The sequence below is a fragment of the Streptomyces sp. CA-278952 genome (genome assembly GCF_028747205.1).
Lineage (GTDB): Bacteria > Actinomycetota > Actinomycetes > Streptomycetales > Streptomycetaceae > Streptomyces.
On the sequence record NZ_CP112880.1, the window covers coordinates 506,757 to 528,202 of the forward strand.

The following is a 21,446-nucleotide window of genomic DNA, read 5'->3' on the forward strand; positions in this document are numbered from 1 at the left end:
GACGGGGGCAGCGCGTCGATCCCGTACGGTTGTGGAACCGTACGGGATCGACCCCCGGGGTCAACGCCCGGTTCAGCGGCGGACCTTGCGGGTCGCCCGCAGCCACTCCTTGTTCATCGCGGCGATCGAGGGCAGCGGGATGCCCTTGGGGCAGGCCGTGGCGCATTCGCCGGTCAGGGTGCAGCCGCCGAAGCCCTCGTCGTCCATCTGGGCCACCATGTCCAGGACGCGGGTCTCGCGCTCGGGTGCGCCCTGCGGCAGGACGTTGAGATGATTGACCTTGGCGGCCGTGAAGAGCATGGCCGAGCCGTTGGGGCAGGCCGCGACGCAGGCGCCGCAGCCGATGCACTCGGCGTTCTCGAAGGCCAGCTCGGCGTCCGGCTTGGGCACCGGGGTCGCGTGGGCGTCCGGGGCGGTGCCGGTGGGGGCGGAGATGTAGCCGCCGGACTGGATGATCCGGTCGAACGAGGAGCGGTCCACGACCAGGTCCTTGATGACCGGGAAGGCGGAGGCCCGCCAGGGCTCGATGTCGATCGTGTCGCCGTCGGCGAAGGACCGCATGTGGAGCTGGCAGGTGGTGGTGCGCTCCGGGCCGTGGGCGTCGCCGTTGATGACGAGGCTGCACGCGCCGCAGATGCCCTCACGGCAGTCGTGGTCAAAGGCGACGGGCTCGTCCCCGGCGAGGGTGAGTTCCTCGTTGAGGGTGTCGAGCATCTCCAGGAACGACATGTCGGCGGAGATGCCGTCGACTTCGTAGGTGGCCATGGCGCCGGGCTCTTCGGCGTTCCGCTGACGCCAGACGCGCAGGGTGAGCTTCATGCGTAGCTCCGCTGGGTGGGGTGGACGTACTCGAAGACGAGGTCTTCCTTGTGCAGGACAGGGGCACCGCCGGTGGCGGTGAACTCCCAGGCGGCGGCGTAGGAGAACTCCTCGTCGCGCCGCTCGGCCTCGCCGTCCGGGGTCTGGGACTCCGCGCGGAAGTGGCCGCCGCAGGACTCGGCGCGGTGCAGGGCGTCGAGGCACATGAGCTCGGCGAGCTCCAGGTAGTCGACGATGCGGTTCGCCTTCTCCAGCGACTGGTTGAACTGTTCGCCGGTGCCGGGGACCTTGATGCGGCGCCAGAACTCCTCGCGGATTTCCGGGATCCTCGCGAGCGCCTTGCACAGACCGTCCTCGGTGCGGGCCATCCCGCAGTACTCCCACATGAGTTCACCGATCTCGCGGTGGAAGGAGTCGGGGGTGCGGTCGCCGTCGACGGAGAGCAGCAGGTTGATCCGGTCCTCGGTCTCCGCCACGGCCTCCGCCACGGCGGGGTGCGCCCCGTCCACGGTGTCGGTGTGCGGATTGCGGGCGAGGTAGTCGTTGATCGTGGAGGGCAGGACGAAGTAGCCGTCGGCGAGGCCCTGCATCAGGGCGGAGGCGCCGAGGCGGTTGGCCCCGTGGTCGGAGAAGTTCGCCTCGCCGATGGCGAAGAGGCCGGGGATGGTGGTCTGGAGGTCGTAGTCGACCCAGAGGCCGCCCATCGTGTAGTGCACGGCGGGGTAGATCCGCATGGGGACCGTGTAGGGGTCCTCGTCGGTGATCCGCTGGTACATGTCGAAGAGGTTGCCGTACTTGGCCTCGACGGCCTTGCGGCCCATCCGGCCGATGGCCTCGGCGAAGTCCAGGTAGACCCCTTGTCCGCCGGGGCCGACGCCGCGCCCCTCGTCGCAGACGTTCTTGGCGGCGCGGGAGGCGATGTCGCGGGGCACCAGGTTCCCGAAGGCGGGGTAGATCCGCTCCAGGTAGTAGTCGCGCTCGTCCTCGGGGATCTGGTTGGCCGGGCGGTCGTCGCCCTTGGCCTTGGGGACCCAGATGCGGCCGTCGTTGCGCAGCGACTCGCTCATCAGCGTGAGCTTGGACTGGTGGTCGCCGGTGCGCGGGATGCAGGTGGGGTGGATCTGGGTGAAGCAGGGGTTGGCGAAGTACGCACCGCGCCGGTGGGCCCGCCAGACGGCGGTGGCGTTGGAGTTCATGGCGTTGGTCGACAGGTAGAAGACGTTGCCGTAGCCGCCGGTGGCCAGGACGACCGCGTCGGCGAAGTAGCTCTCGATCTCCCCGGTGACCAGGTCGCGGGCGACGATGCCGCGCGCCTTTCCGTCGACCACGATCAGGTCCAGCATCTCGGTGCGGGCGTGGAGTTCGACGCCGCCCGCCGCGATCTGCCGGGACAGCGCCTGGTACGCGCCGAGGAGGAGCTGCTGTCCGGTCTGGCCGCGGGCGTAGAACGTACGGGAGACCTGGACGCCGCCGAAGGAGCGGTTGTCGAGGAGGCCGCCGTACTCCCGGGCGAAGGGGACGCCCTGGGCGACGCACTGGTCGATGATCTCCACCGAGATCTGCGCCAGCCGGTGGACGTTGGACTCCCGGGCGCGGAAGTCGCCGCCCTTGACGGTGTCGTAGAACAGCCGGTGGATGGAGTCGCCGTCGTTGCGGTAGTTCTTCGCGGCGTTGATGCCGCCCTGGGCGGCCACCGAGTGGGCGCGCCGGGGTGAGTCCTGGAAGCAGAACTGGACGACGTGGTAGCCCTGTTCGGCGAGTGTGGCGCCGGCCGCTCCGCCGGCGAGACCGGTGCCGACGACGATGACGGTGTGTTTGCGCCGGTTGGCGGGGTTCACAAGTTTCGCTTGGAAGCGGCGGGTGTCCCAGCGTTCGGCGACGGGCCCCTCGGGGGCCTTCGTGTCGACCACGGGCTCGCCCGTGGCGTACTGCGTGTAGTCGGGCATATCAGCTCACCACTCCGGTCATGACGGCGACGGGTACGGAGATGAAGCCCACCGTCAGCACCGCTGCGAGGAGGTTGGCGAGGGTCTTCAGGATGCGGTCGCGGGTCGCGTTGCCGACGCCCAGGGTCTGCGCGGCGCTCCAGAAGCCGTGCTGGACGTGCAGGCCCATGGCGAGCACGGCGACGATGTAGATGACGTTGCCGTACCAGGTCGAGAAGGTGTCGATGACGTTCTGGTAGGGGTGCCCGGCCTCGAAACTGGTGTGCACGGTGCCGGTCGTCAGGTCGAGGATGTGCCAGACGATGAAGAGCGCCAGGATGATCCCGCCCCAGCGCATGGTCCGGGTGGCGTAGCTCGCCCGGGGCCTCTTGTGGACGTACTTGGCCGGGCGCGCCCTGATGTCGCGCCGGCTCAGCTGGTACGCGGAGACGCCGTGCAGCACGACGGCCGCGACCAGCCCCACCCGGACGAGCCACAGCGCCCACTCGTAGTGCAGTACCGGTTCGCCCATGGTGCGCAGCCAGTGGGCGTACCCGTCGAACTCGCCGGGTCCGAAGAAGATCTTCAGGTTGCCCGCCATGTGGGCGACGAGGTATCCGAGCATGACCAGACCGGTCACGGCCATGATCGTCTTCTTGCCGACGGTCGAGTCCCAGAGCGTACGCGTCATCGACGGCCGTCGGTCCGTCCGCGTTGCCAATGCCATGGACACGACGTTAGGGGCGGACGACCCGATCAGTCCAAGACATGGCCTGGCTCATCTCCATAGGCATTCACTATCGATAGCCGTTAGGGTCGAGGGGTGCACTTCCAACAGCTCACCTACTTCGTGGCCGTCGCCGAGGCCCGGCACTTCACCCGGGCCGCCGAGGCGGTGCATGTGTCGCAGCCCTCGCTCTCCCAGCAGATCCGGGCGCTGGAGACGGAGTTGGGCGCTGACCTGTTCAGCCGGGCCCGGGGCAATATCGCTCTCACCGACGCGGGCGAGGCACTGTTGCCGCTCGCCCGGCGGATCCTCGCCGACGCGGAGACGGCCCGGCAGGAGGTCCAGGAGCTGGTCTCGCTGCGCAGCGGCCGGGTGCGGCTGGGGGCGACGCCGAGCCTGTGCACCGGGCTGCTCCCGGACATGCTGCGCGCCTTCCACGACCGGCATCCGGGGGTACGGCTGCTGCTGGAGGAGGGTGGCTCGCACGACCTGGTGCGTCAGCTGGCGCGGGGAGCGCTCGACCTGGCGCTGGTGGTGCTGCCCATGCCGGCCGCCTCCCCCGCGCTGACCACGGTGGAACTGCTGCACGAGGACCTGGTGGTGGTGTCCTCGGCGGCGGAGCCGCCCCCGGGGCGGGGCGGCCGGATCCGGATCGCGGATCTGGAGGGGGCGCCGCTGGTGATGTTCCGGCACGGGTACAACCTGCGGGAGCTGACCGTGGCCGCGTGCCGCGCGGAGGGCTTCGAGCCCACGTTCACCGTCGAGGGCGGCGAGATGGACGCGGTGCTCGGTTTCGTACGGGCGGGGCTCGGCATCGCCGTGGTGCCGAGCATGGCCGCCGCCCGGGCGGGCAGTGACCTGCGGAGGACTCCGCTGGCCGGCGCCGGGCTGCGGCGCACGATCGCGCTGGCGCACCGCAGCGACGTGGCTCCGCCCCGGGCCGCGCGCGAGCTCCAGCGGATGCTGCTGGAGCACCGGCCCTCCTCCGGCTGACCGGCCGGGGCGCGAAGGTCCCTCCGCGCCCCGGCCGGGCTCAGACCGCGTCCGCCAGCAGCAGGGAGTGGATGCGGTCCGGAGCCCCGGGGCGGGCGTAGTACCAGCCCTGTGCGGTGTCGCAGCCCAGCAGCCGCAGCTGCTCGGCCTGGGCGCCCGTCTCCACGCCCTCCACCGTGACGGCCAGCTCCAGGCTGTGGGCCAGCGACACGATGCCCTCGACGATCTTCAGATCGACCGGGTCCGCCGGGTGCTGCTGCATGCCCCGGGTGAAGGAACGGTCCAGCTTGAGCACGCTCACCGGCAGCCTGCGCAGGTTCGCCAGGTTCGAGTAGCCCGTGCCGAAGTCGTCGAGCGCGATGTCGACGCCCATCTCCGCGAGCTGCCGCAGCGGCTTGAGGAGATCGTCGTCGGCGCCGATCAGGGCGGACTCGGTCACCTCCAGGCAGAGCGCTCCCGGTTCGAGACCTGAACGCTCCAGCACGTCGACCGTCTCGGCGACGAGGTGGGGGTGGTGCAGCTGGGTCGGCGAGAGGTTCACGTTGATCCGCAGCGGCCCTCCGTCGCTGTGCCGCTCCTGCCAGAAGTTCGCCTGCCGTACGGACTCCTCCAGCACCCAGCGCCCGAGCGGCACGATGAGCCCGGTGTGCTCGGCGAGCGGGATGAACCGGTCGGGGCCGAGCACCCCGTGCTGCGGATGGCACCACCGTACGAGCGCTTCGGCGCCGTGCACCGTGCCGTCGCCCAGGTGCACGAGCGGCTGGTACTCGATGAAGAACTCGCCCCGGTCCAGGGCGGCCGGGAGCGCGGTCGTCAGCCCGTGCCGGGTGATGGCGCGCGCGTCGGCCTCGGCGTCGGCGAGCTGGTAGCGGTTGCCGCCCGCCGCCTTGGCCCGGTACATCGTGATGTCGGCGCTGCGCAGCACCTCGGCGGCGCTGCGCTCCCCGGAGGGCCCCTCGACGACGCCGATGGAGCCGCGGACGGTCAGCTCGCGGCCGTCGAGGCGGATGGGGGAGGCGAGCGCGCCCAGGATGCGGCCGGCCAGCTCGTCCACCTCCTCGGCGGTGTCCGGGCCGGTGGTCAGCGCGACGAACTCGTCACCGCCGAGCCGGGCGACCATCTCGCCGCGCGCGGTGGCGCAGCTCTGGAGCCGGTCGGCGACCTCGACGAGGAGACGGTCGCCGGCTGCGTGGCCGAGGCTGTCGTTGATGGCCTTGAAGCCGTCGAGATCCAGATAGCAGAGGCCGAAGCGGATTCCCTCCTGGGCGGCGAGGGCCTTCTCCAGGCGCTCGAAGAACAGGGTCCGGTTGGGCAGCCCGGTGAGCGCGTCGTGGGTGGCCTCGTAGCGCAGGCGCAGATTGAGCAGCCGCCGCTCGGTGGTGTCCTCCATCAGTGCGAGCTGGTACTCGGGACGGCCTTCGGAATCCCGTAGCAGCGAGACGGTGAGGTTGGTCCACAGCACGGTGCCGTCGTTGCGGTAGTACGCCTTCTCGACCCGGTAGTGGTCGCGTTCGCCGCGTACCAGCTCGTCGTAGTACTTCCACACCTGCGGCGAGTCCTCGGGGTGGACCCACTCGTTCACCTTGTGGCTGCGGACGTGGTTCTCCAGGCCGCCGAACATCTTGGTGAGGGTGTCGTTGATCTCCAGGATGTTGCCGTCCAGGTCGGCGACGCCGATGCCGATGGCGGCGTCCTTGAAGACCGCGCGGAACCGGGCCTCCGTGGCGTGCAGGGCCTGTTCGGCGTCCGAGCGGGCGGTCAGCGCCGAGCGGGCGATGGCCTCCTGCTCGGCGAGCGTGCGCTCGCGCAGGGCCCCGGTGAAGCCGGCGGCGAGGGTGTGCTGGATCCGGGCGCAGCGGGCCCGGCCGTCCTCGGTGGAGAGCGCGCCGGGTCCGTGGCCGCCGCAGTACAGGACGAGGTAGGAGTCGACGACGCCGAGCGTGGAGCTGAGGGCGTCCGGGTCGGTGCAGTGCGCGTCGATCAGGGCCTCGCCGATCCGCTGGGCGGGCGAGGCGTCGAAGGGGTGGGCGTGCAGGATGCCGTTCAGCTCGCGTGCCAGGGGCAGCAGATGCTGTTCGAACTCCGGCCGGGTGAGAGAGGTGGCCGTCAGGGGGAAGATGGCCCGGCTCCAGATTCTGGCGAATCTCCGCAGCCGGCCTTCCGGACCGTCGGGTTCCGCGTCCGGTTCCCCGGACGCCTGGGCGGGAGTGCTCACGCCTTGCGCCCAACCCCTGCGAAGCCCGAGAAGGCGTACGGGTCTTCCTGCTCCGGCGCCTGCGGGGTGTCGGGCCGCCATTCGGGCATCGACACGAGCCCCGGCTCGACCATCTCGTAGCCCTCGAAGAACTGGCCGATCTCCTCGCGCGAGCGCATGATCAGCGGGTTGCGGATGTTCTGGTAGACGCCTACCGTGCCGGCCGCCTCCTCCTTGGGCAGCGGGATGCCCTCGTACGAGGCGTGGGTCAGGACGATCAGGCTGCCGGGGGCCAGTGACTCGCGCAGCTCGGCGACCGCGCCGCGCGGGTCGTCGGCGTCCTCCACGAAGTGGAGGACCGCGACCAGCAGCAGCGCCACCGGCCGGTCCAGGTCGAGCAGTCCGGTGATCTCCGGGTTCGTCAGGATCTCCTTGGGACGGCGAAGGTCGGCGGCGGCGATGGCCGCGCGGTCGTTGCCCTCCAGGACGGCCCGGCTGTGGGCGACGGCGACCGGGTCGTGGTCGACGTAGGCCACCTTGGCCCCGGGGTCGGCGGCCTGGGCGACCTCGTGGACGTTGCCGAAGGTCGGTATGCCGGAGCCGATGTCCAGGAACTGGCCGATACCGATGTCGACGGCGTGGCGGACGGCCCGGCGCATAAAGGCGCGATTGGCCTGCATGATCTTGGGAAGACCCGGAAGGAACTCCATGGCCTTGCGCGCGGCTTCCCGGTCCACCTCGAAATTGTGCGATCCGCCCAGATAGAAGTCGTACATGCGAGACACGCTTGGCACCGAAATGTCAATGCCCTGCGGTGCCCAGGCGGGACGCTCCATCGATGTCTCCAACAAGTCGCCACGGCGATCCGGCCATGTTCATGGTCAGTGTTGACCAGAGGCTACTGATCGGCCGCCAAGAGAGCGAGTGGAAACGGAAATTAGCGATCCGTTATTGGTCACACTCCGGTGGCATCGGCGGCCGGTCCGTCGCTGCGCGTATGCGAACAGCGACGGACCGGCACTCCGGACGCCGCTTCCCGGTGGTTCGGGGCGACTTGGGGCTCCTGGGGGTGTTCGACCGGGCGCGATCACCGGGAAGTGCCGACCAGTTGAGAATCGGGGGAAACGGCGTTCCAGGTGCCGCCCGCCCCCTGCTCGTTGGTGTCGCCGGGCTTGGCGTCGCCCGCGCAGGTGTAGAGGGGGCCAGCAGTCGATGGTCTGCTGTTTGACCCCGTCGGGGCGGTCGAAGGTGACGAATCACTTCGTCGTCACACCATCCACCGCATTTTTGGCCATGGGGGCCACTACCGGCCATTTCTTGAGGCAGTCGCCCGTGCACGCGGTCTTCATCGGCCGGGCCGAGTCCTTGGTGAAGCGGTAAACCGTCCTATCGCGTCCGTCGACGACGATGTCGCCGAGTTCCCTACCCTTGCGGACCGAAAGGCCGGCGGGAACGGTGGGATCGGCGGATTCGGCGGGATCGGCGGATTGACCCACGTCGGCGCCATCGGCGTTCTTCGCGGCCTTCTTCCCGTCGGGGGCAGCGGCGAACCAGGTGCCGCCGCCCACGCCTGCCCGTTGAGCCGGCCCGGTGCGGTGTCTTCGCGTACCGGTACACCGGCCGGCCGCCGACGGTGAGTTGGCTGGTGCCGTCGGCGCGGGCCGCTTCCCCCAGCAGCTCGTACCCCTTCCGGTGCCGGCGCGGGACCGCGCCGTTCATGGCCCTGGGTCCGGGACGCCGACGGGGGCGCGTTCGGAGGAACGCCGAGAAGAGTGCGGCGAGCGACGTCCACCGGACAGAGACGCGACGTCCACCGGACAAACACGAATGGCCCATTAACCGCACGATCAGGCGAATCACCGGCAGGTGTCGCGTGTTCCCCGGCAGCGTGGATCATGCTCGCGGACGTGTACGGATCACGCATCGCGCGGCTCACGACGGTCGCCGCACTTCTCTGGCTGACAGCCGTGCCGCTGCCCGCCACCGCAGACAGCTGCGCGGTGGCCACGATCGGGCAGGGAGACGGCAGTTCGTCGGTCGCCGTGGCGGGCGGCGGGGACTGCGTCGCGGTCTCCGAGCCACCACCGCCACCACCACCACCGAAGCCGCCACCCCCACCGCCTCCTCCCCCGCCGCCCCCACCACCACCTCCACCTCCACCGCCACCGCCACCGCCACCGGTGGTCGCGGAACCGCCGCCACCGGTAGTCGCGGAACCGCCGCCTCCTCCCCCTCCACCTCCGCCGCCTCCTCCCCCGCCACCGGCGCCCGCGCCACCACCGAAGCCGTCGCCGTCGCCGTCGCCGAAACCCCCGGAGCGGACCGAACCACCGCGCCCCCGGCCCGTCGCGCTGCCGACGTACCGCAAACCGGCCCGCAAACAGCCGCGGAGCGGACCGTCGTTGGTGTCCCTGACGCTGCTCATCACCGCCCCGGCGGTGTTCGCCGTTGCCGTGCTGCGGCCGCGATCATCCCGCTGACCAGGAGAGATGCATGTCCGAATGGCTCGTACTGAGCATTGCCATGGCGTCCGCCTGCGCGGTCGTCCTCACCATCGCCGTCCTGAACAACCGGCGGATCGGGGATGACGACGACCCGTCCGAGACGCCCGACGTCATCGAGTACATGACGATGATGATCGGCGTGGTCTACGCGATCGTCCTGGGGCTCGCCATCGCCGGGGTCTGGGAGGGACGCAGCGCCGCCCAGGAGTCCGTCCGCATCGAGGCGCAGGCGCTGCACGAGGTGCAGGCGCGCGCCTCCGTCTACCCGGTGGAGGTCCGCGACCGCATCCGGGCGGACGTCAACGCCTACGTCAACCATGTGGTGCACGACGAGTGGAAGGTGATGTCCGACCGGAACACGCTCACCGAGCGCGGCACCCAGTTGCTGGACAAGGTACGGGCGGACGTCACCGACTACGTGCCCAGGACCGATCACGAGGGGCAGGCCTACCAGCCGCTGGTCGACCAGGTGGCGGCGGCGGACGACGCCCGCAGCACACGCGGGCAGAACGCCGGGGCGACGATGCCGGGGGTGGTCTGGTTCGGGCTGATCATCGGGGCGCTGGTGACCGTGGGGCTGATCTTCACCCTCCAGATCCGCAGAACGTTCCGCGAACTGCTCCTGGCCGGCCTGTTCAGCGCGTTGATCGCCTTCCTGCTCTTTCTGATCTGGGACTTCGACGCGCCCTTCGGCCGGGGGATCTCGGCCACCGCGGACCCGTTCCTCGACATGTTCCCGGGGGCCGCGCGCTGAGTCCGCGCCCTCGGCCGGCCGGTGAGCCGGCCGGGGGACACCGCTGACCCATTCGCCGGACCCCGATCGCGGGCCGGGGGAAGCCCTCCTAGCGTGTCGGGCATCGAGGTGCATTTTTCCTGCTATGTGGAAATTGGTTCCGCAGCTGCCCCTCGGGGAACCCGGAGGATCCACCATGCGCGCGATACGTGTCGCACCGCTCGCCCTGCTCGGCGCCAGTGCCCTGACGCTGCTGGCCCCGTCCGCCGCCCACGCCGCGCCGGACGGGGCGACCAGCACGTTCAATCCGACGATCGCCCCGTCGGTCATCGCACCGGGCGGCCGGGTCACCCTCGGCTCCGGCGGCTGCACCGGCGAGACGACCGTCTCCTCGGGCATCTTCGACACCACCACCATCCCGAGCGGCTCCACGACGGCCACCGCCACCATCGACGCGGACGCCCGCCGGGGGGCCGTGTACGCGGTGACGTTCGCGTGCGGCTCCACCGGCACCTCCCGCAACGTCAACCTGACGATCACCGGCGGCGCCACGAGCACCCCCACCCCCAGGCCCACCACCGTTCCGACCGCCAGCTCGACGGCGCTCATCCCGGGCGGCGTGCGCGGCGGCCTCGGCGGAAGCTCCGGCTCCACCGACACGGTGGAGGTCGCCGCCGGAGCGGCCCTGGTGGCCGTGGCGGCCTCGGGCGCCCTCTACTTCGCGCGCCGTCGCACCGCCGACCGCCGCCACTGACCGCGAGCATGCGGCGCACGACAGTCGCCCCGGGTCCTGGTCCAGGACTCGGGGCGACGGGCGTATCGGGCCGGGCGGGAGGTTCGACGCCTTAGAACGCCGCATGGCTCGTCCGCCGGCGCCGGACGAGGAAGACCGCGCCGCCGACGGCCGCCGCGGCCACCAGACCGCCACCGACCTGCATCTCCACGGAGCTCGGCCCCATCGAGCCGCCGAGCCCGCCCTGTGAGGGGTTGCCGGCGAGCACGGTGAACTTGTGCGTCGCGATCCGGTCGTTGTCGCTGCACTTCACGGAGAGGTGGTACTGACCCGGCGTGGTGTTGTTCCGGACCCGGGCATGGGCGTAGTTGGTGCCGTCACCCGGCGAGAGGGTGGTCGTCGGGAACGCGTTCGACCAGACCTTGCCGCCGTGACCGCAGCCCTGCGCGGTGATCTTGAGCGTGCCGCCCTGGTGGACGGAGTGGGGGTTGACGGCGACGTTGACCGGGCCGTTGGTGGCGGCGGCCATGGGGGCCGCCAGCCCGACGGCCGCGAAAGCGGTCGCGGTGACCGCGAGAGCGCGTGAGACACGCATCGTGTGAACCTCCAGCGGGAAACGCCCCCGGGGGCTCGTCCCCCGGGCTGGATCGACGAAAACGCCTCCCATGACGAACACTCACCAGCGGACCGGCGGCTCGCACTTCGGCGTTGCTCCACCCCGGTGACGCGACACGCCGTACGAAAACCCGCGAAACTGACGGAGCCGCAGGTCACAGCCCGTCAGAACTTTTATCTGCTCATTACTCCGATGGGCAGGCATCCGGCAGGGCCCGGCAGGGGGCCCGACCCCGCCGCCACCCGTTCGCCCCTCTCTGATCGCCGCCCGGACCCGACGCCCTTAGCGTTCACAGCGTCGCGACGAAGGGAGAACCATGGGCCGGGACTACGCTGGCGCCGAGCGGACCAGACGTGTGCCATGGGGTGCGGTCGCCCTGGTGCTGCTCAGCGGCCTCGCCCTCATGCGCAACGGCACGGAGTTCGGGGAGGCGGGCCCCCCGCAGCCCGCGGCGGCCGCCTCGCTGGACCTGGGCAAGGACACCGCGGGGCCGCCGGTGGAGGGCGAGGCGGTGCAGCCGCTGCCGTACGCCCCGGCCTCCCGGGTGAAGGTCCCGTCCATCGACGTCGACGCCCCGGTCATCGACGTCAATCTGGACGCCAACGGATGGATCGACGCCCCGCCCGCCGAGGACCCCAACCTCGCCGGCTGGTACCAGAACGGCATCGCCCCCGGCCAGCGCGGCACCGCCGTGGTCGTCGGCCACGTCGACAACATGTCCGGGCCCGCGGTCTTCTACGGCCTCGGCTCGCTCCAGAAGGGGCACCGGGTCGAGGTCGCCCGCTACGACGGCCGGGTCGGGATCTTCGAGGTGTACGGGGTGGAGGTCTTCTCCAAGAACGACTTCCCCGGCCCCCGGGTCTACGGCGACACCGGCCACGCGGAGCTGCGGGTCATCACCTGCGGCGGGGGCTACTCCAAGGCGGGCGGCTACGACGGCAACGTGGTGGTCTTCGCCCGGCTCGTCGACACCCGCTGACAGCGGCGCGCCCCACCACGGCCGGTGCCCCCGGCGGCCTCGGGTTCACGAGGCCGCCGGGGGCACCGTCGCGCGTGGACGCGTTCCCCGGCTCAGAGGCGGCGCGGCACCGTGATGCGGTAGCCGGAGTCCAGCAGCCGGGGAAGATAGCGGCGCAGGGCCGCGACGCTCTGCGAGCGGTCGCCGCCCGCGTCGTGCGAGAGGACGACGACGCCGGGCGCCGCTCCGTCCAGCACCCGGCGGACGATTCGGCCGGTGCCCGGCGTCTTCCAGTCGAGCGTGTCCACGGTCCAGGCCATGGGCTCCATGCCCAACTCGGCTCCGATCTCGAAGGAGTTGCGGTTCCACGCGCCGTAGGGCGCGCGGTACCAGGCCGGCGGGGCCCCGAGCGCCCGGTCCACCACCTCGCTGGTGCGCCCCAGTTCGTCGCGGATCGCGGGGCGGGAGAGCTTCGGGATGAGCGGGTGCGACCAGGAGTGGTTGCCCACCACATGCCCGTCGTCGGCCATCTCGCGCAGCAGGTCCGGGTTTCCGTCGGCCATCTCTCCGCAGACGAAGAACATCGCGCGGACCCGGTGCTCGCGCAGGGTGGCCAGGATGTCCGGGGTGTAGAGCGGGTCGGGTCCGTCGTCGAAGCTCAGGACCATCGAGTGACCGATCTCGGGGAGGTGCTCGAAGGGCCGGACGCGAACGGGCGGCCTGGCCGGTCTGTACCGGGGCGGCGTATGCGCCGTCATGGGTTGGAGGCGGTACGGGGAGGGCCGGCCCCGGACGTGTCCCGGAGGTCCCGCGGCCGCGGCGGGCGGGGTGTCCGCGGTGGGCGCGGAGCGACCGGGCGCCGAGGCCGGATCGGCGGCGATCAGGTGCACGGCGGTGGCGGTTCCGAGGCCGAGGGCGACCCTCAACAGGGTGCGGCGCTCGGGTCCGGTGTGATCACTTCTCATGGCCAACTGCTCGCACGGCCGGACGTCCGCTCCCGCCGCCGACACCGAGCATCGTCCGTTTTGTACACGATCGACGCAGTATGTTCATCTTCATTCGCCTCGGGCGGCGTCCCGAAGCCTCCCCTCCGGGACGAGCCGATAGCCTCGGAGCCGTGACAGAGCAGCAGCCTCACCGGTTCGAACGCGGCACGGACGGCCCCAAGGTGATCGTCGCGGGGCTCGACGGCTCCGACTCGTCGATGCGCGCGGCGGCCTACGCCGCCGGACTGGCCCGTCGGCAGAACGCGATGCTGGCCCTGGTGTACGTCCAGCCCGTCATCACCGCGGGCGCGGCGCTGGGCGTGCCGGTGAGCGACACCACGGGCGAGGTCGCGGATGACCTGGTCTCCGAGATCCGCGCGGCGACCGAGCGCTTCAGTGACGCGTGGGACATGCGCTGGGAGTTCCACACCTTCCGGGGCGACCCGTACAACGGGCTGGTGACGGCGGCCGACGAGCTGAAGGCGGACGCGGTGGTGGTCGGGGCGTCGGAGTCGGCCGGGCACCGCTTCGTCGGTTCGGTGGCCGTGCGCCTGGTGAAGGCGGGGCGCTGGCCGGTCACCGTGGTGCCGTGAGAAGGGTTCACCTGCCCATGAGGAGCCCGTCGGCCTCCGCTCCGCGCCCGAGGACGACGGTACGGATGCGGTCGCGGACCTCACGCAGGTGCTCGGCCCCGTCGTCGAGGGAGGCGTTGAGGTTGACGGCGCGTCCGGTGCCGGTGTCGTACCACTGCGGGACGAACTCCGCCTTCTTCACCGTCCAGCGCTCGCCGGACTTCGCGGGCGGCGCGAAGGTGAAGCGGCCCATCGAGCTCTGGTTTCCGCGCGGGTCCTGGACGCCCTCGTAGTTGATCATCGCTCCGGCGATCTGGTCGCCCATCCCGTAGACGACCCAGGTGCCGTTGACCTTCTCGTACGCCTGCGGCACATGGGCATGGGTGCCGATGATCAGGTCGATGTCGGGGCGGCCCCCGTCGGCGGACGCGGTGAGCCGCCGGGCCAGCTCCAACTGGGTCGCGTCGGGCTCGTCCTGCCATTCGGTGCCCCAGTGGGCGGAGAGGACGACGACGTCGGCGCCGGCCCGCCGGGCCGCCCTGGCCTCCTCGATGATCCTGCGCTCGTCGGTCACGTTGACCGTCCAGGGCCGGTCGGCGGGGACCGGGATGTCGTTGGTGCCGTAGGTGTACGCGAGGTGGGCGACCTTGGCCGCGCCCTTCCCCGGCCCGGCGGGCAGGATCGTGGGCCGGGCGGCCTCGGCGGCGGTGCGGGCGGAACCGGCGTGCCGGATGCCCGCTTCGTCCAGGGCTCCGAGCGTGCGCGAGACCCCCTCGGCCCCGTCGTCGAGGGTGTGGTTGGAGGCCGTGGAGCAGGAGTCGAACCCGGTGGCGCGCAGGGCGGTGGCGACCTCGGGAGGCGACTTGAAGCTCGGGTAGCCGGTGTAGGGGCCGCCCTCCTCGCCGTACACCGTCTCCATGTGGCAGAACGCCAGGTCCGCGGCGGAGACGACCGGGGCGACGCCTGCCAGCATCGGGGCGAAGTCGTAGCCGGCGCCGCCCGCGTCGGCGGCGGCCCGGTCGATCACGGAGGAGTGCGGCAGGATGTCGCCCGCGGCGAGGAGCGTGAACGGGCGGGGCCCCTCGGCGTCCTGGCCGCCGGCCCCCCGGGCCGCGGCGGGGTGTCCGTTCGGCGCGGGGGCCGTGGGCTGCTGCCCGGTGCAGCCGGTGGCCGCGGCGAGCAGAAGGGCGATGGCGGCCACGGTGCCCGGTCGGATGCGCTGCGTCATCTGCTCGACTCCATGTTCGGATGATTACGACCATCCGACTACACAGATATTCATACCGGATAGGCAAGGAGCATTGCCGCATACCTAGCTGAACTGGTCGTACCGGCCGACCCCGACGGCCCCTCGACCGTTCACCGCACCATTCGCCGCACTGAGCGACCGCTCGTCGCACGCCTCGGCGCACCGCCTGTTCCCGCGCCGCCGAATGCGTTCGTATACGCCAAGTCGGCAACGAGGCCGCCAGGGGCCGCGGCGGGAGAGGGCGTTCATGAAGACCACCACGACGACCGATGAGCGGACCCTTGCCGAGTTGCAGCGGGAACACGGCCCCGCGCTGTTCCACTTCCTCCTCGGCCTGACCTTCGGGGACCGGCAGCGGGCCGAGGACCTGGTGCAGGAGACCCTGGTGCGCGCCTGGCAGCACCCCGAGGCCTTCGACGCGCCCTACGCGTCGATGCGGCCGTGGCTGTTCACCGTGGGGCGCCGCCTCGCCATCGACGCGCGGCGCTCCCGGCAGGCCCGTCCCGTCGAGGTCAGCGACACCGTGCTGGCAAGCACCCCGGACGCCCTGGACACCGCGGACTCGGCCGTCCGCGCCCTGGACGTCCGGGAGGCGGTCCGCACCCTCAGCCCCGAGCACCGTGCGGTGCTGGTGCAGATCTACTTCCGCGGGCTGAGCGTCGGCGAGACGGCCGAGGCGCTCGGCATCCCCGCGGGGACCGTCAAGTCCCGCTCGTACTACGCCCTGCGGGTCCTCGCGCGGACGCTGCCCGGCTACTCCCGCAGGTCCTCCGCGTTGAGCAGCGCCAGCAGGGCGGAGGCCTCGGCCATCTCCACGTAGACCCCGACGCAGCCGTCACAGCCCCGGAGGTGGCGGGCGACCCTGCGGGTCTCCTCGGCGTCCAGGGCGTCCAGGACGTACGCGCCCAGCAGCAGGCGCACATGCGGGTCGTCGCCGGGGTCGACACTCATTCACTGCCTCGCATCTCCTGGGCGATCCTCCCCTTCTGCCCACGCGGGGCGCCCGCCCCCGGTTCAATGCTGCGTGAAGCCCGGCACCGAGCAAGGAAAGAGGCGAGACGGGATGCGTCCCGAGGATACGGATGGGACCGGTGGGAACGGGCTCCGGGTACCGATGACCTGGCTGTCCACCGAGTATCTCGCCGACGACCTGTTACGGACCGGCGATCTGATGGAACCGACGACCCTGGAGTTCCGGGCGGGGCGCGAAGCCCTCGCGCTGACGATCTTCCTGTGCGGAGTCCCCCGGGACGCTCCCGCTCCCCGGGCCCTGCCCGGACCGCGGGTCGACGAGCTGCGGCTCCTCACGGCGTACGAGTGCACCTGGCGCGCCTGGGTCTGCGAGCGGCTGGCGGAGGCGGGACGGAACACCGGGCCCGGCGACCCCGATCTGGCGTTGGCGCGGGCGGCCTGGCGGTGGCTGGAGGAGACCGAACTGCTCGCGGCGGACCTCGACGCGATCGGCCCCGGGTGCTGGGAGACCGACAACCAGGAGGTCCGCGTCTGGACGCCCGCCTGGCAGTTGGGGCTGCCGCTGGGACATCTGGCCGTCCGCCTGTGCTGATCCCCTGCTTCAGGAACCGTGCACCCCGGCACGGTACTTGGGCAGCCGCAGCGTGATCTTCATGCCTGCCCCGACGCCGGTCTCGATGACCAGGCCGTAGTCGTCGCCGTAGACCTGACGCAGCCGCTCGTCCACGTTGAGCAGGCCGATGCCGGTGGAGGCGCCGCCCTCGCCGCGCAGGATCTGCCGCAGCCGTTCGGGGTCCATGCCCGTTCCGTCGTCCTCGATGACCACCTCGGCCTCGGAGCCGGCGTCCAGGGCGCTGATGGTGATGCGGCTGCGGGTGACCGCGCCTTCCAGGCCGTGCTTGACGGCGTTCTCCACCAGCGGCTGGAGGCACAGGAACGGCAGTGCGACGGGCAGCACCTCGGGGGCGACCTGGAGGGTCACGGCGAGGCGTTCGCCGAAGCGGGCGCGGACGAGGGCCAGATACTGGTCGATGGAGTGCAGTTCGTCCGCCAGCGTGGTGAACTCCCCGTGCCTGCGGAACGAGTAGCGGGTGAAGTCGGCGAACTCCAGAAGCAGTTCGCGGGCCTGTTCGGGGTCTGTCCGGACGAACGAGGCGATGGCGGCGAGTGAGTTGAAGATGAAGTGCGGGGAGATCTGCGCCCGCAGGGCCTTGATCTCCGCCTCGATGAGCTGGGTGCGGGAGCGGTCCAGCTCGGCCAGCTCCAGCTGGACGCAGACCCAGCGGGCCACCTCCCCCGCCGCCCGGGCCAGCACCGCCGACTCGCGCGGGGCGTAGGCGACCAGCGCGCCCAGGACCCGGTTCTCGACGGTGAGCGGAACGGCGACGGCCCAGCGCAGCGGGCAGTCGAGGTCGGCGCAGCCGCTGTCGAAGGCGGTGCGGCGGCCGTTGTCCAGGAGCAGCTTCAGGTGCTCCATGACGTCCTTGCCGTGGTGGTGCCCGGCGCCGTCCCAGACCAGCACCCGGTCCCGGTCGGTGAGGCAGAGGGCGTCGGTGCCGAGCAGGGAGCGCAGCCGGCGGGCGGCGCGCCGGGCGCTCTCCTCGGTGAGGCCGGCCCGCAGTGGCGGGGCGGCCAGCGACGCGGTGTGCAGGGTCTCGAACGTGGCGTGCTCGACGGGCGTGCCGACGTCGCTGGGGCGCAGCGGTCGGGCGGTGCGGCGGCCCACCAGATATCCGGTGCCGAGCAGCAGCAGGGCCGGCACCACGACGAGAACGGCGATCGCGGCCCCGGTCATCGTTCCCGCCCCGCGGCGGACCGCGCCGAGGAGAGTGCCTCGGGGAGGTGGAAGCGGGTCATGGCGGCGTTGGTGCCCGGGGGTATCCGCCCCGGGGTGGCGAGCGAGACGAGGATCATCGCGAGGAATCCCACGGGGACGGACCAGACGGCGGGCCAGGCGAGCAGGGCGTGCGGCCAGCCCGGCGGGCGTACGGCTCCGCTGACGGTGATGGCCACCGCGACGAGGGCGGAGCCGCCGCCCAGCAGGAGCCCCGCGACGGCCCCGGGCGGGGTGAGCCGCCGCCACCAGATGCCGAGGACGAGCAGCGGGCAGAAGGAGGAGGCGGAGACGGCGAAGGCCATGCCCACCGCGTCGGCCACCGGTACCCGGCTCACCAGCAGGGAACCGGCGAGCGGTACGGCGATGGCCAGGACGGTGGCGAGTCGGAAGTGGCGGACCCCGCGCGAGGGCAGGACGTCCTGGGTGATGACTCCGGCGACGGCCATGGTGAGCCCGGAGGCGGTGGACAGGAAGGCGGCGAACGCCCCGCCGGCGATCAGCGCCCCGAGGAGGTCGCCGCCGAGTCCGCCGATGACGCGGGCGGGCAGCAGGAGGACGGCGGCGTCCGCGTCTCCGCCGTACCGCAGTTCGGGCGTGTAGAGCCGGCCGAGGGCTCCGTAGATCGGCGGCAGCAGGTAGAAGAGGCCGACCAGGGCGAGGACGGCGACGGTGGTGCGGCGGGCGTCGCGGCCGTTGGGGCTGGTGTAGAAGCGGACGACGACGTGCGGCAGACCCATGGTGCCGAGGAAGGTCGCCACGATCAGCCCGTAGGTGGCGTACAGCGGATGGTCGGCGCGGAAGACGGCGAGCTGTTCGTCGAAGCTGACCCGGGGGCGGCCGTCGCCCTGCCAGGCGAGCACCAGGAAGAGGGCGGGGACCAGGAGCGCGGTGAGTTTCAGCCAGTACTGGAAGACCTGGACGAAGGTGATGGAGCGCATGCCACCGGCGGCGACGGCGGCGGTCACGACGGTGGCGACGAGGACGTCGCCGAGCCACCCCGGAGCGCCCGTGAGGATCTTGAGGGTGAGTCCGGCGCCCTGGAGCTGGGGCACGAGGTAGAGCCAGCCCGCGCCGACGACGAGGGCGCTGACCAGTCGGCGGACCTGCCGTGATTCGAGCCGTCCCTCGGCGAAGTCCGGCAGGGTGTACGCCCCCGAGCGGCGCAGCGGGGCGGCGACGAAGACCAGGAGCACCAGGTATCCGGCGGTGTAGCCGACCGGGTACCAGAGCATGTCGGGGCCGTGGACGAGGACGAGCCCGGCGACGCCGAGGAAGGAGGCGGCGGAGAGGTATTCGCCGCTGATCGCGGCGGCGTTGAGGCGGGGCCGCACGGTGCGCGAGGCGACGTAGAAGTCGGAGGTCGTACGGGAGATGCGCAGGCCGAAGCCGCCGACGAGGACGGTGGCGAGGACGACGAGGGCGACCGCCACCCAGGACGCCATGTGATCGGGGGTGCTCACGGGGCGGGGCGGCCCTCCACCAGCCGGGCGAAGTCGCGTTCGTTGCGCTCCGCCCTGCGGACGTACCACCAGGCGGCCAGGGTGAGCGGCGGGTAGGTGGCGAAGCCGAGCACCGCCCAGACGAGGGCGGAGCTGTCCAGCGCGGCGAAGAGGAGCGGCAGGGTGCCCGCGACGAGGGCGAGGACGCCGAACACGGTGAGCCCGGCGCGCAGTTGGCCGCGCATCAGCGATCGCACATAGGCGCCGCCGAGGGCGGTCTGCTCGTCGATCTCCGACTGGGTGCGGTAACGGGGCAGCGGGCGCACCCGCCGCGGCTCCCCCGTGACCACTTCACGCCGGGGCGATGGCTCTGCGGACATGGGCTCGGAGTGTAGGCGTCGGCGGGCCGTGCTGGGAAGGGTTCGGCGAAGAACCCCCCAGGTCAGCGGCTGCCCGGGCGCATCAGGAGGTCGCGCAGGGCACGGGTGTGGCGGCGGCTGACGGCCAGCTCCGCCTCCCCGATGCGCACGCTCATGCTGCCCGCGTCCAGGCGCAGCTCGTCGATCCGGCCGAGCGCCACGAGGTGGCGGCGGTGGATCCGGACGAAGCCCCGGGAGCGCCACCGCTCCTCCAGGGTGGTGAGCGGGATGCGGACGAGGTGGCTGCCGGTGGCGGTATGGAGGCGGGCGTAGTCGCCCTGCGCCTCGGCGTACGCGATCTCGTCGATGGGGATGAAACGGATGACGCCGCCCAGCTCGACCGGGATCTGGTCGCCCGCGCTGTCGTGGACGGGTGCGGACCGGTCCCCCACCTGCTCGGCGACCCGTCGGACGGCTTCGGCGAGGCGCTCGCGGCGGACCGGTTTCAGGACGTAGTCGACGGCCTTGAGGTCGAAGGCGTGGACGGCGAAGCCCTCGTGCGCGGTGACGAAGACGATGAGCGGCGGCGCGGCGAAGCCGGCGAGGAGCTGGGCGACGTCGAGGCCGGTGAGACCGGCCATGTGGATGTCGAGGAAGACCACGTCGATCGCCGACGGATCGTCGGGGCCCGCGTCCACCGCGCCACCGATGCGGCGCAGTGCCTCGGTCGCGCCGGTGGCGCCCTCGGCGCTGCGGACACGGGGGTCGGCGCGCAGGAGGTAGAGGAGTTCCTCCAGGGCGGGTTGTTCGTCGTCGACGGCGAGTACGCGCAGCATGAGGCCGGAGTTTAGGGGGTGCGGGGCGGATCAGGGCCGGGGCCGGGGCGTGAACGAATCCCGGGTTGTACCCGTACCGCGGCACCACGGACTCACGGACTCACTTCAGGAACTTGGAGAGCCTGCGGTCCGCGAGCGGCTTCCCGCCGGTCTGGCAGGTGGGGCAGTACTGCAGCGAGGAGTCGCTGAAGGAGACCTCCAGGATGGTGTCCCCGCAGACCGGGCAGGCCTCCCCGGTGCGCCCGTGGACCCGCATCCCGGTCTTCTTCTCGGACTTGAGCTTTCCGGCCTCCACCCCGCTGGAGCGGGTCACGGCGTCCTTGAGCGTGGTGCGCAGCGCGGTGTAGAGGCGGGTGATGTCGTCCTCGTCGAGGTCGGCGGTCCGTTTGAACGGGGACATCTTCGCGACGTGCAGGATCTCGTCGCTGTAGGCGTTGCCGATGCCCGCGATGAGTGACTGGTCGCGCAGTGCGCCCTTGATCTGGCGGCGCTCACCGGCGAGCAGCGCGGCGAACGCGTCGCGGTCGAAGGCGTCGGCGAGGGGGTCGGGGCCGAGGCGGGCGATTCCGGGGACGTCCACGGGGTCGTGGACGAGGTGGACGGAGAGGCGTTTCCTGGTGCCCATCTCGGTCAGGTCGAAGCCGTCGTCGTCGACGGTGATCAGGCGCAGGGCGAGGGGTCCCTTGCCGGGGCGGGGCGGGGCGGCCGGGAAGGAGTCCTTCCAGCGGAGCCAGCCGGCCCGGGCCAGGTGGGTGCACAGGTGGAGGCCATCCGCCTCGATGTCGAGGAACTTGCCGTGGCGGGTGACCGAGGTGACGGCCGTGCCCTCCAGGGCGGTCAGCGGCGGGTCGTACGTCTTCAGGACGCTGATCGCCAGCGGGAGGACGCGGGCGATCTCCTTGCCGACGAGGTGGTCGTCGAGGAAGACCCGCAGGGCTTCGACTTCGGGCAGTTCGGGCATGGCTCCAGAGTGCCGCAGCCGGTGGGCGGCTGC

Annotated in this window: 21 protein-coding genes and 1 pseudogene; 7 read left to right on the plus strand and 15 right to left on the minus strand. The window is 71.6% G+C overall.

What is annotated here, in order from left to right; all coding sequences use genetic code 11:
- Window positions 1-72 precede the first annotated feature (72 nt).
- Genes N7925_RS02135 through N7925_RS02145 form a run of 3 tightly spaced genes read right to left on the minus strand, consistent with a single transcriptional unit; the run spans window position 73 to window position 3,471 of the window.
- Entirely contained in the window at window positions 73-819 is a 747-nt protein-coding gene (locus tag N7925_RS02135; RefSeq protein WP_265597779.1) for a succinate dehydrogenase/fumarate reductase iron-sulfur subunit, read from the minus strand.
- A complete protein-coding gene (locus tag N7925_RS02140) occupies window positions 816-2,765 on the minus strand; it encodes a fumarate reductase/succinate dehydrogenase flavoprotein subunit (protein ID WP_274342839.1) in 1,950 nt (649 codons plus the stop codon). The genes N7925_RS02135 and N7925_RS02140 overlap by 4 nt, the downstream gene beginning before the upstream one ends.
- A 1-nt stretch (window position 2,766) precedes the next feature.
- A complete protein-coding gene (locus tag N7925_RS02145) occupies window positions 2,767-3,471 on the minus strand; it encodes a succinate dehydrogenase (protein ID WP_416222861.1) in 705 nt (234 codons plus the stop codon).
- Between the two features lie 96 nt (window positions 3,472-3,567).
- On the opposite strand from N7925_RS02145, the gene N7925_RS02150 reads away from it, so the two are divergent.
- Window positions 3,568-4,464, plus strand: a complete 897-nt coding sequence (locus tag N7925_RS02150) for a LysR family transcriptional regulator (RefSeq protein WP_274342840.1) — start codon at window positions 3,568-3,570, stop codon at window positions 4,462-4,464.
- A 40-nt stretch (window positions 4,465-4,504) separates the two neighbouring features.
- Here the strand turns inward: N7925_RS02150 and N7925_RS02155 are convergent, their stop codons facing one another.
- The 3 genes and pseudogenes from N7925_RS02155 to N7925_RS02165 all read right to left on the minus strand — a co-directional run.
- On the minus strand, window positions 4,505-6,679 hold the full coding sequence (locus N7925_RS02155) for a putative bifunctional diguanylate cyclase/phosphodiesterase (RefSeq protein WP_265597782.1): 2,175 nt from the start codon (window positions 6,677-6,679) through the stop codon (window positions 4,505-4,507).
- On the minus strand, window positions 6,676-7,494 hold the full coding sequence (locus tag N7925_RS02160) for an SAM-dependent methyltransferase (protein WP_274342841.1): 819 nt from the start codon (window positions 7,492-7,494) through the stop codon (window positions 6,676-6,678). Before N7925_RS02160 ends, N7925_RS02155 begins: the two co-directional genes overlap by 4 nt.
- A gap of 251 nt (window positions 7,495-7,745) precedes the next feature.
- Window positions 7,746-8,338 (minus strand): annotated as a pseudogene (locus N7925_RS02165) (SCO0930 family lipoprotein); the annotation flags it as partial.
- Window positions 8,339-9,151: 813 nt separating this feature from the next.
- Between N7925_RS02165 and N7925_RS02170 the strand changes: the two are divergent.
- Complete coding sequence (locus N7925_RS02170; RefSeq protein ID WP_274342842.1) at window positions 9,152-9,916, plus strand: bestrophin-like domain; 765 nt, start codon at window positions 9,152-9,154, stop codon at window positions 9,914-9,916.
- Window positions 9,917-10,091: 175 nt separating this feature from the next.
- Window positions 10,092-10,649: a hypothetical protein gene (locus N7925_RS02175; RefSeq protein WP_265597785.1), complete on the plus strand. Its 558-nt coding sequence runs from the start codon at window positions 10,092-10,094 to the stop codon at window positions 10,647-10,649.
- Between the two features lie 91 nt (window positions 10,650-10,740).
- Here the strand turns inward: N7925_RS02175 and N7925_RS02180 are convergent, their stop codons facing one another.
- A complete protein-coding gene (locus tag N7925_RS02180; RefSeq protein ID WP_265597786.1) occupies window positions 10,741-11,223 on the minus strand; it encodes a hypothetical protein in 483 nt (160 codons plus the stop codon).
- Window positions 11,224-11,560: 337 nt separating this feature from the next.
- Between N7925_RS02180 and N7925_RS02185 the strand changes: the two genes are divergently transcribed.
- Window positions 11,561-12,223 (plus strand): class F sortase, encoded by a 663-nt coding sequence (locus N7925_RS02185; protein ID WP_018955699.1) that lies wholly within the window; start codon window positions 11,561-11,563, stop codon window positions 12,221-12,223.
- Window positions 12,224-12,315: 92 nt separating this feature from the next.
- Here the strand turns inward: N7925_RS02185 and N7925_RS02190 are convergent, their stop codons facing one another.
- Window positions 12,316-13,167, minus strand: a complete 852-nt coding sequence (locus N7925_RS02190) for a polysaccharide deacetylase family protein (protein WP_274342843.1) — start codon at window positions 13,165-13,167, stop codon at window positions 12,316-12,318.
- Window positions 13,168-13,319: 152 nt separating this feature from the next.
- Between N7925_RS02190 and N7925_RS02195 the strand changes: the two genes are divergently transcribed.
- On the plus strand, window positions 13,320-13,781 hold the full coding sequence (locus tag N7925_RS02195) for a universal stress protein (protein WP_265597788.1): 462 nt from the start codon (window positions 13,320-13,322) through the stop codon (window positions 13,779-13,781).
- Window positions 13,782-13,788: 7 nt separating this feature from the next.
- Here N7925_RS02195 and N7925_RS02200 read toward each other — a convergent pair whose 3' ends face one another.
- Window positions 13,789-14,988: a CapA family protein gene (locus N7925_RS02200; protein WP_274342844.1), complete on the minus strand. Its 1,200-nt coding sequence runs from the start codon at window positions 14,986-14,988 to the stop codon at window positions 13,789-13,791.
- A gap of 268 nt (window positions 14,989-15,256) precedes the next feature.
- Here N7925_RS02200 and N7925_RS02205 point away from each other — a divergent pair, with 268 nt between their 5' ends.
- On the plus strand, window positions 15,257-15,829 hold the full coding sequence (locus tag N7925_RS02205) for a sigma-70 family RNA polymerase sigma factor (RefSeq protein ID WP_265597790.1): 573 nt from the start codon (window positions 15,257-15,259) through the stop codon (window positions 15,827-15,829).
- Here N7925_RS02205 and N7925_RS02210 read toward each other — a convergent pair.
- Window positions 15,763-15,960, minus strand: a complete 198-nt coding sequence (locus tag N7925_RS02210) for a zf-HC2 domain-containing protein (protein ID WP_265597791.1) — start codon at window positions 15,958-15,960, stop codon at window positions 15,763-15,765. The two genes, N7925_RS02205 and N7925_RS02210, sit on opposite strands and share 67 nt — an antisense overlap.
- Window positions 15,961-16,072: 112 nt before the next feature.
- On the opposite strand from N7925_RS02210, the gene N7925_RS02215 reads away from it, so the two are divergent.
- Window positions 16,073-16,573: a hypothetical protein gene (locus N7925_RS02215; protein WP_265597792.1), complete on the plus strand. Its 501-nt coding sequence runs from the start codon at window positions 16,073-16,075 to the stop codon at window positions 16,571-16,573.
- 9 nt (window positions 16,574-16,582) lie between these two features.
- On the opposite strand, the gene N7925_RS02220 is transcribed toward N7925_RS02215, so the two are convergent.
- The 5 genes from N7925_RS02220 to N7925_RS02240 form a co-directional block, all read right to left on the minus strand.
- Window positions 16,583-17,776, minus strand: coding sequence for a sensor histidine kinase (locus tag N7925_RS02220; RefSeq protein WP_265597793.1), 1,194 nt, complete (start codon window positions 17,774-17,776; stop codon window positions 16,583-16,585).
- The gene (locus N7925_RS02225; RefSeq protein WP_274342845.1) at window positions 17,773-19,278 is read right to left on the minus strand and encodes a sodium/solute symporter; all 1,506 of its coding nucleotides are present in this window, start codon (window positions 19,276-19,278) and stop codon (window positions 17,773-17,775) included. Before N7925_RS02225 ends, N7925_RS02220 begins: the two co-directional genes overlap by 4 nt.
- Complete coding sequence (locus tag N7925_RS02230) at window positions 19,275-19,637, minus strand: hypothetical protein (RefSeq protein WP_215110290.1); 363 nt, start codon at window positions 19,635-19,637, stop codon at window positions 19,275-19,277. Before N7925_RS02230 ends, N7925_RS02225 begins: the two co-directional genes overlap by 4 nt.
- A gap of 62 nt (window positions 19,638-19,699) precedes the next feature.
- Entirely contained in the window at window positions 19,700-20,452 is a 753-nt protein-coding gene (locus N7925_RS02235; protein ID WP_265597795.1) for a LytR/AlgR family response regulator transcription factor, read from the minus strand.
- A 100-nt stretch (window positions 20,453-20,552) separates the two neighbouring features.
- On the minus strand, window positions 20,553-21,413 hold the full coding sequence (locus tag N7925_RS02240) for an Fpg/Nei family DNA glycosylase (protein ID WP_274342846.1): 861 nt from the start codon (window positions 21,411-21,413) through the stop codon (window positions 20,553-20,555).
- Window positions 21,414-21,446: the final 33 nt, after the last annotated feature.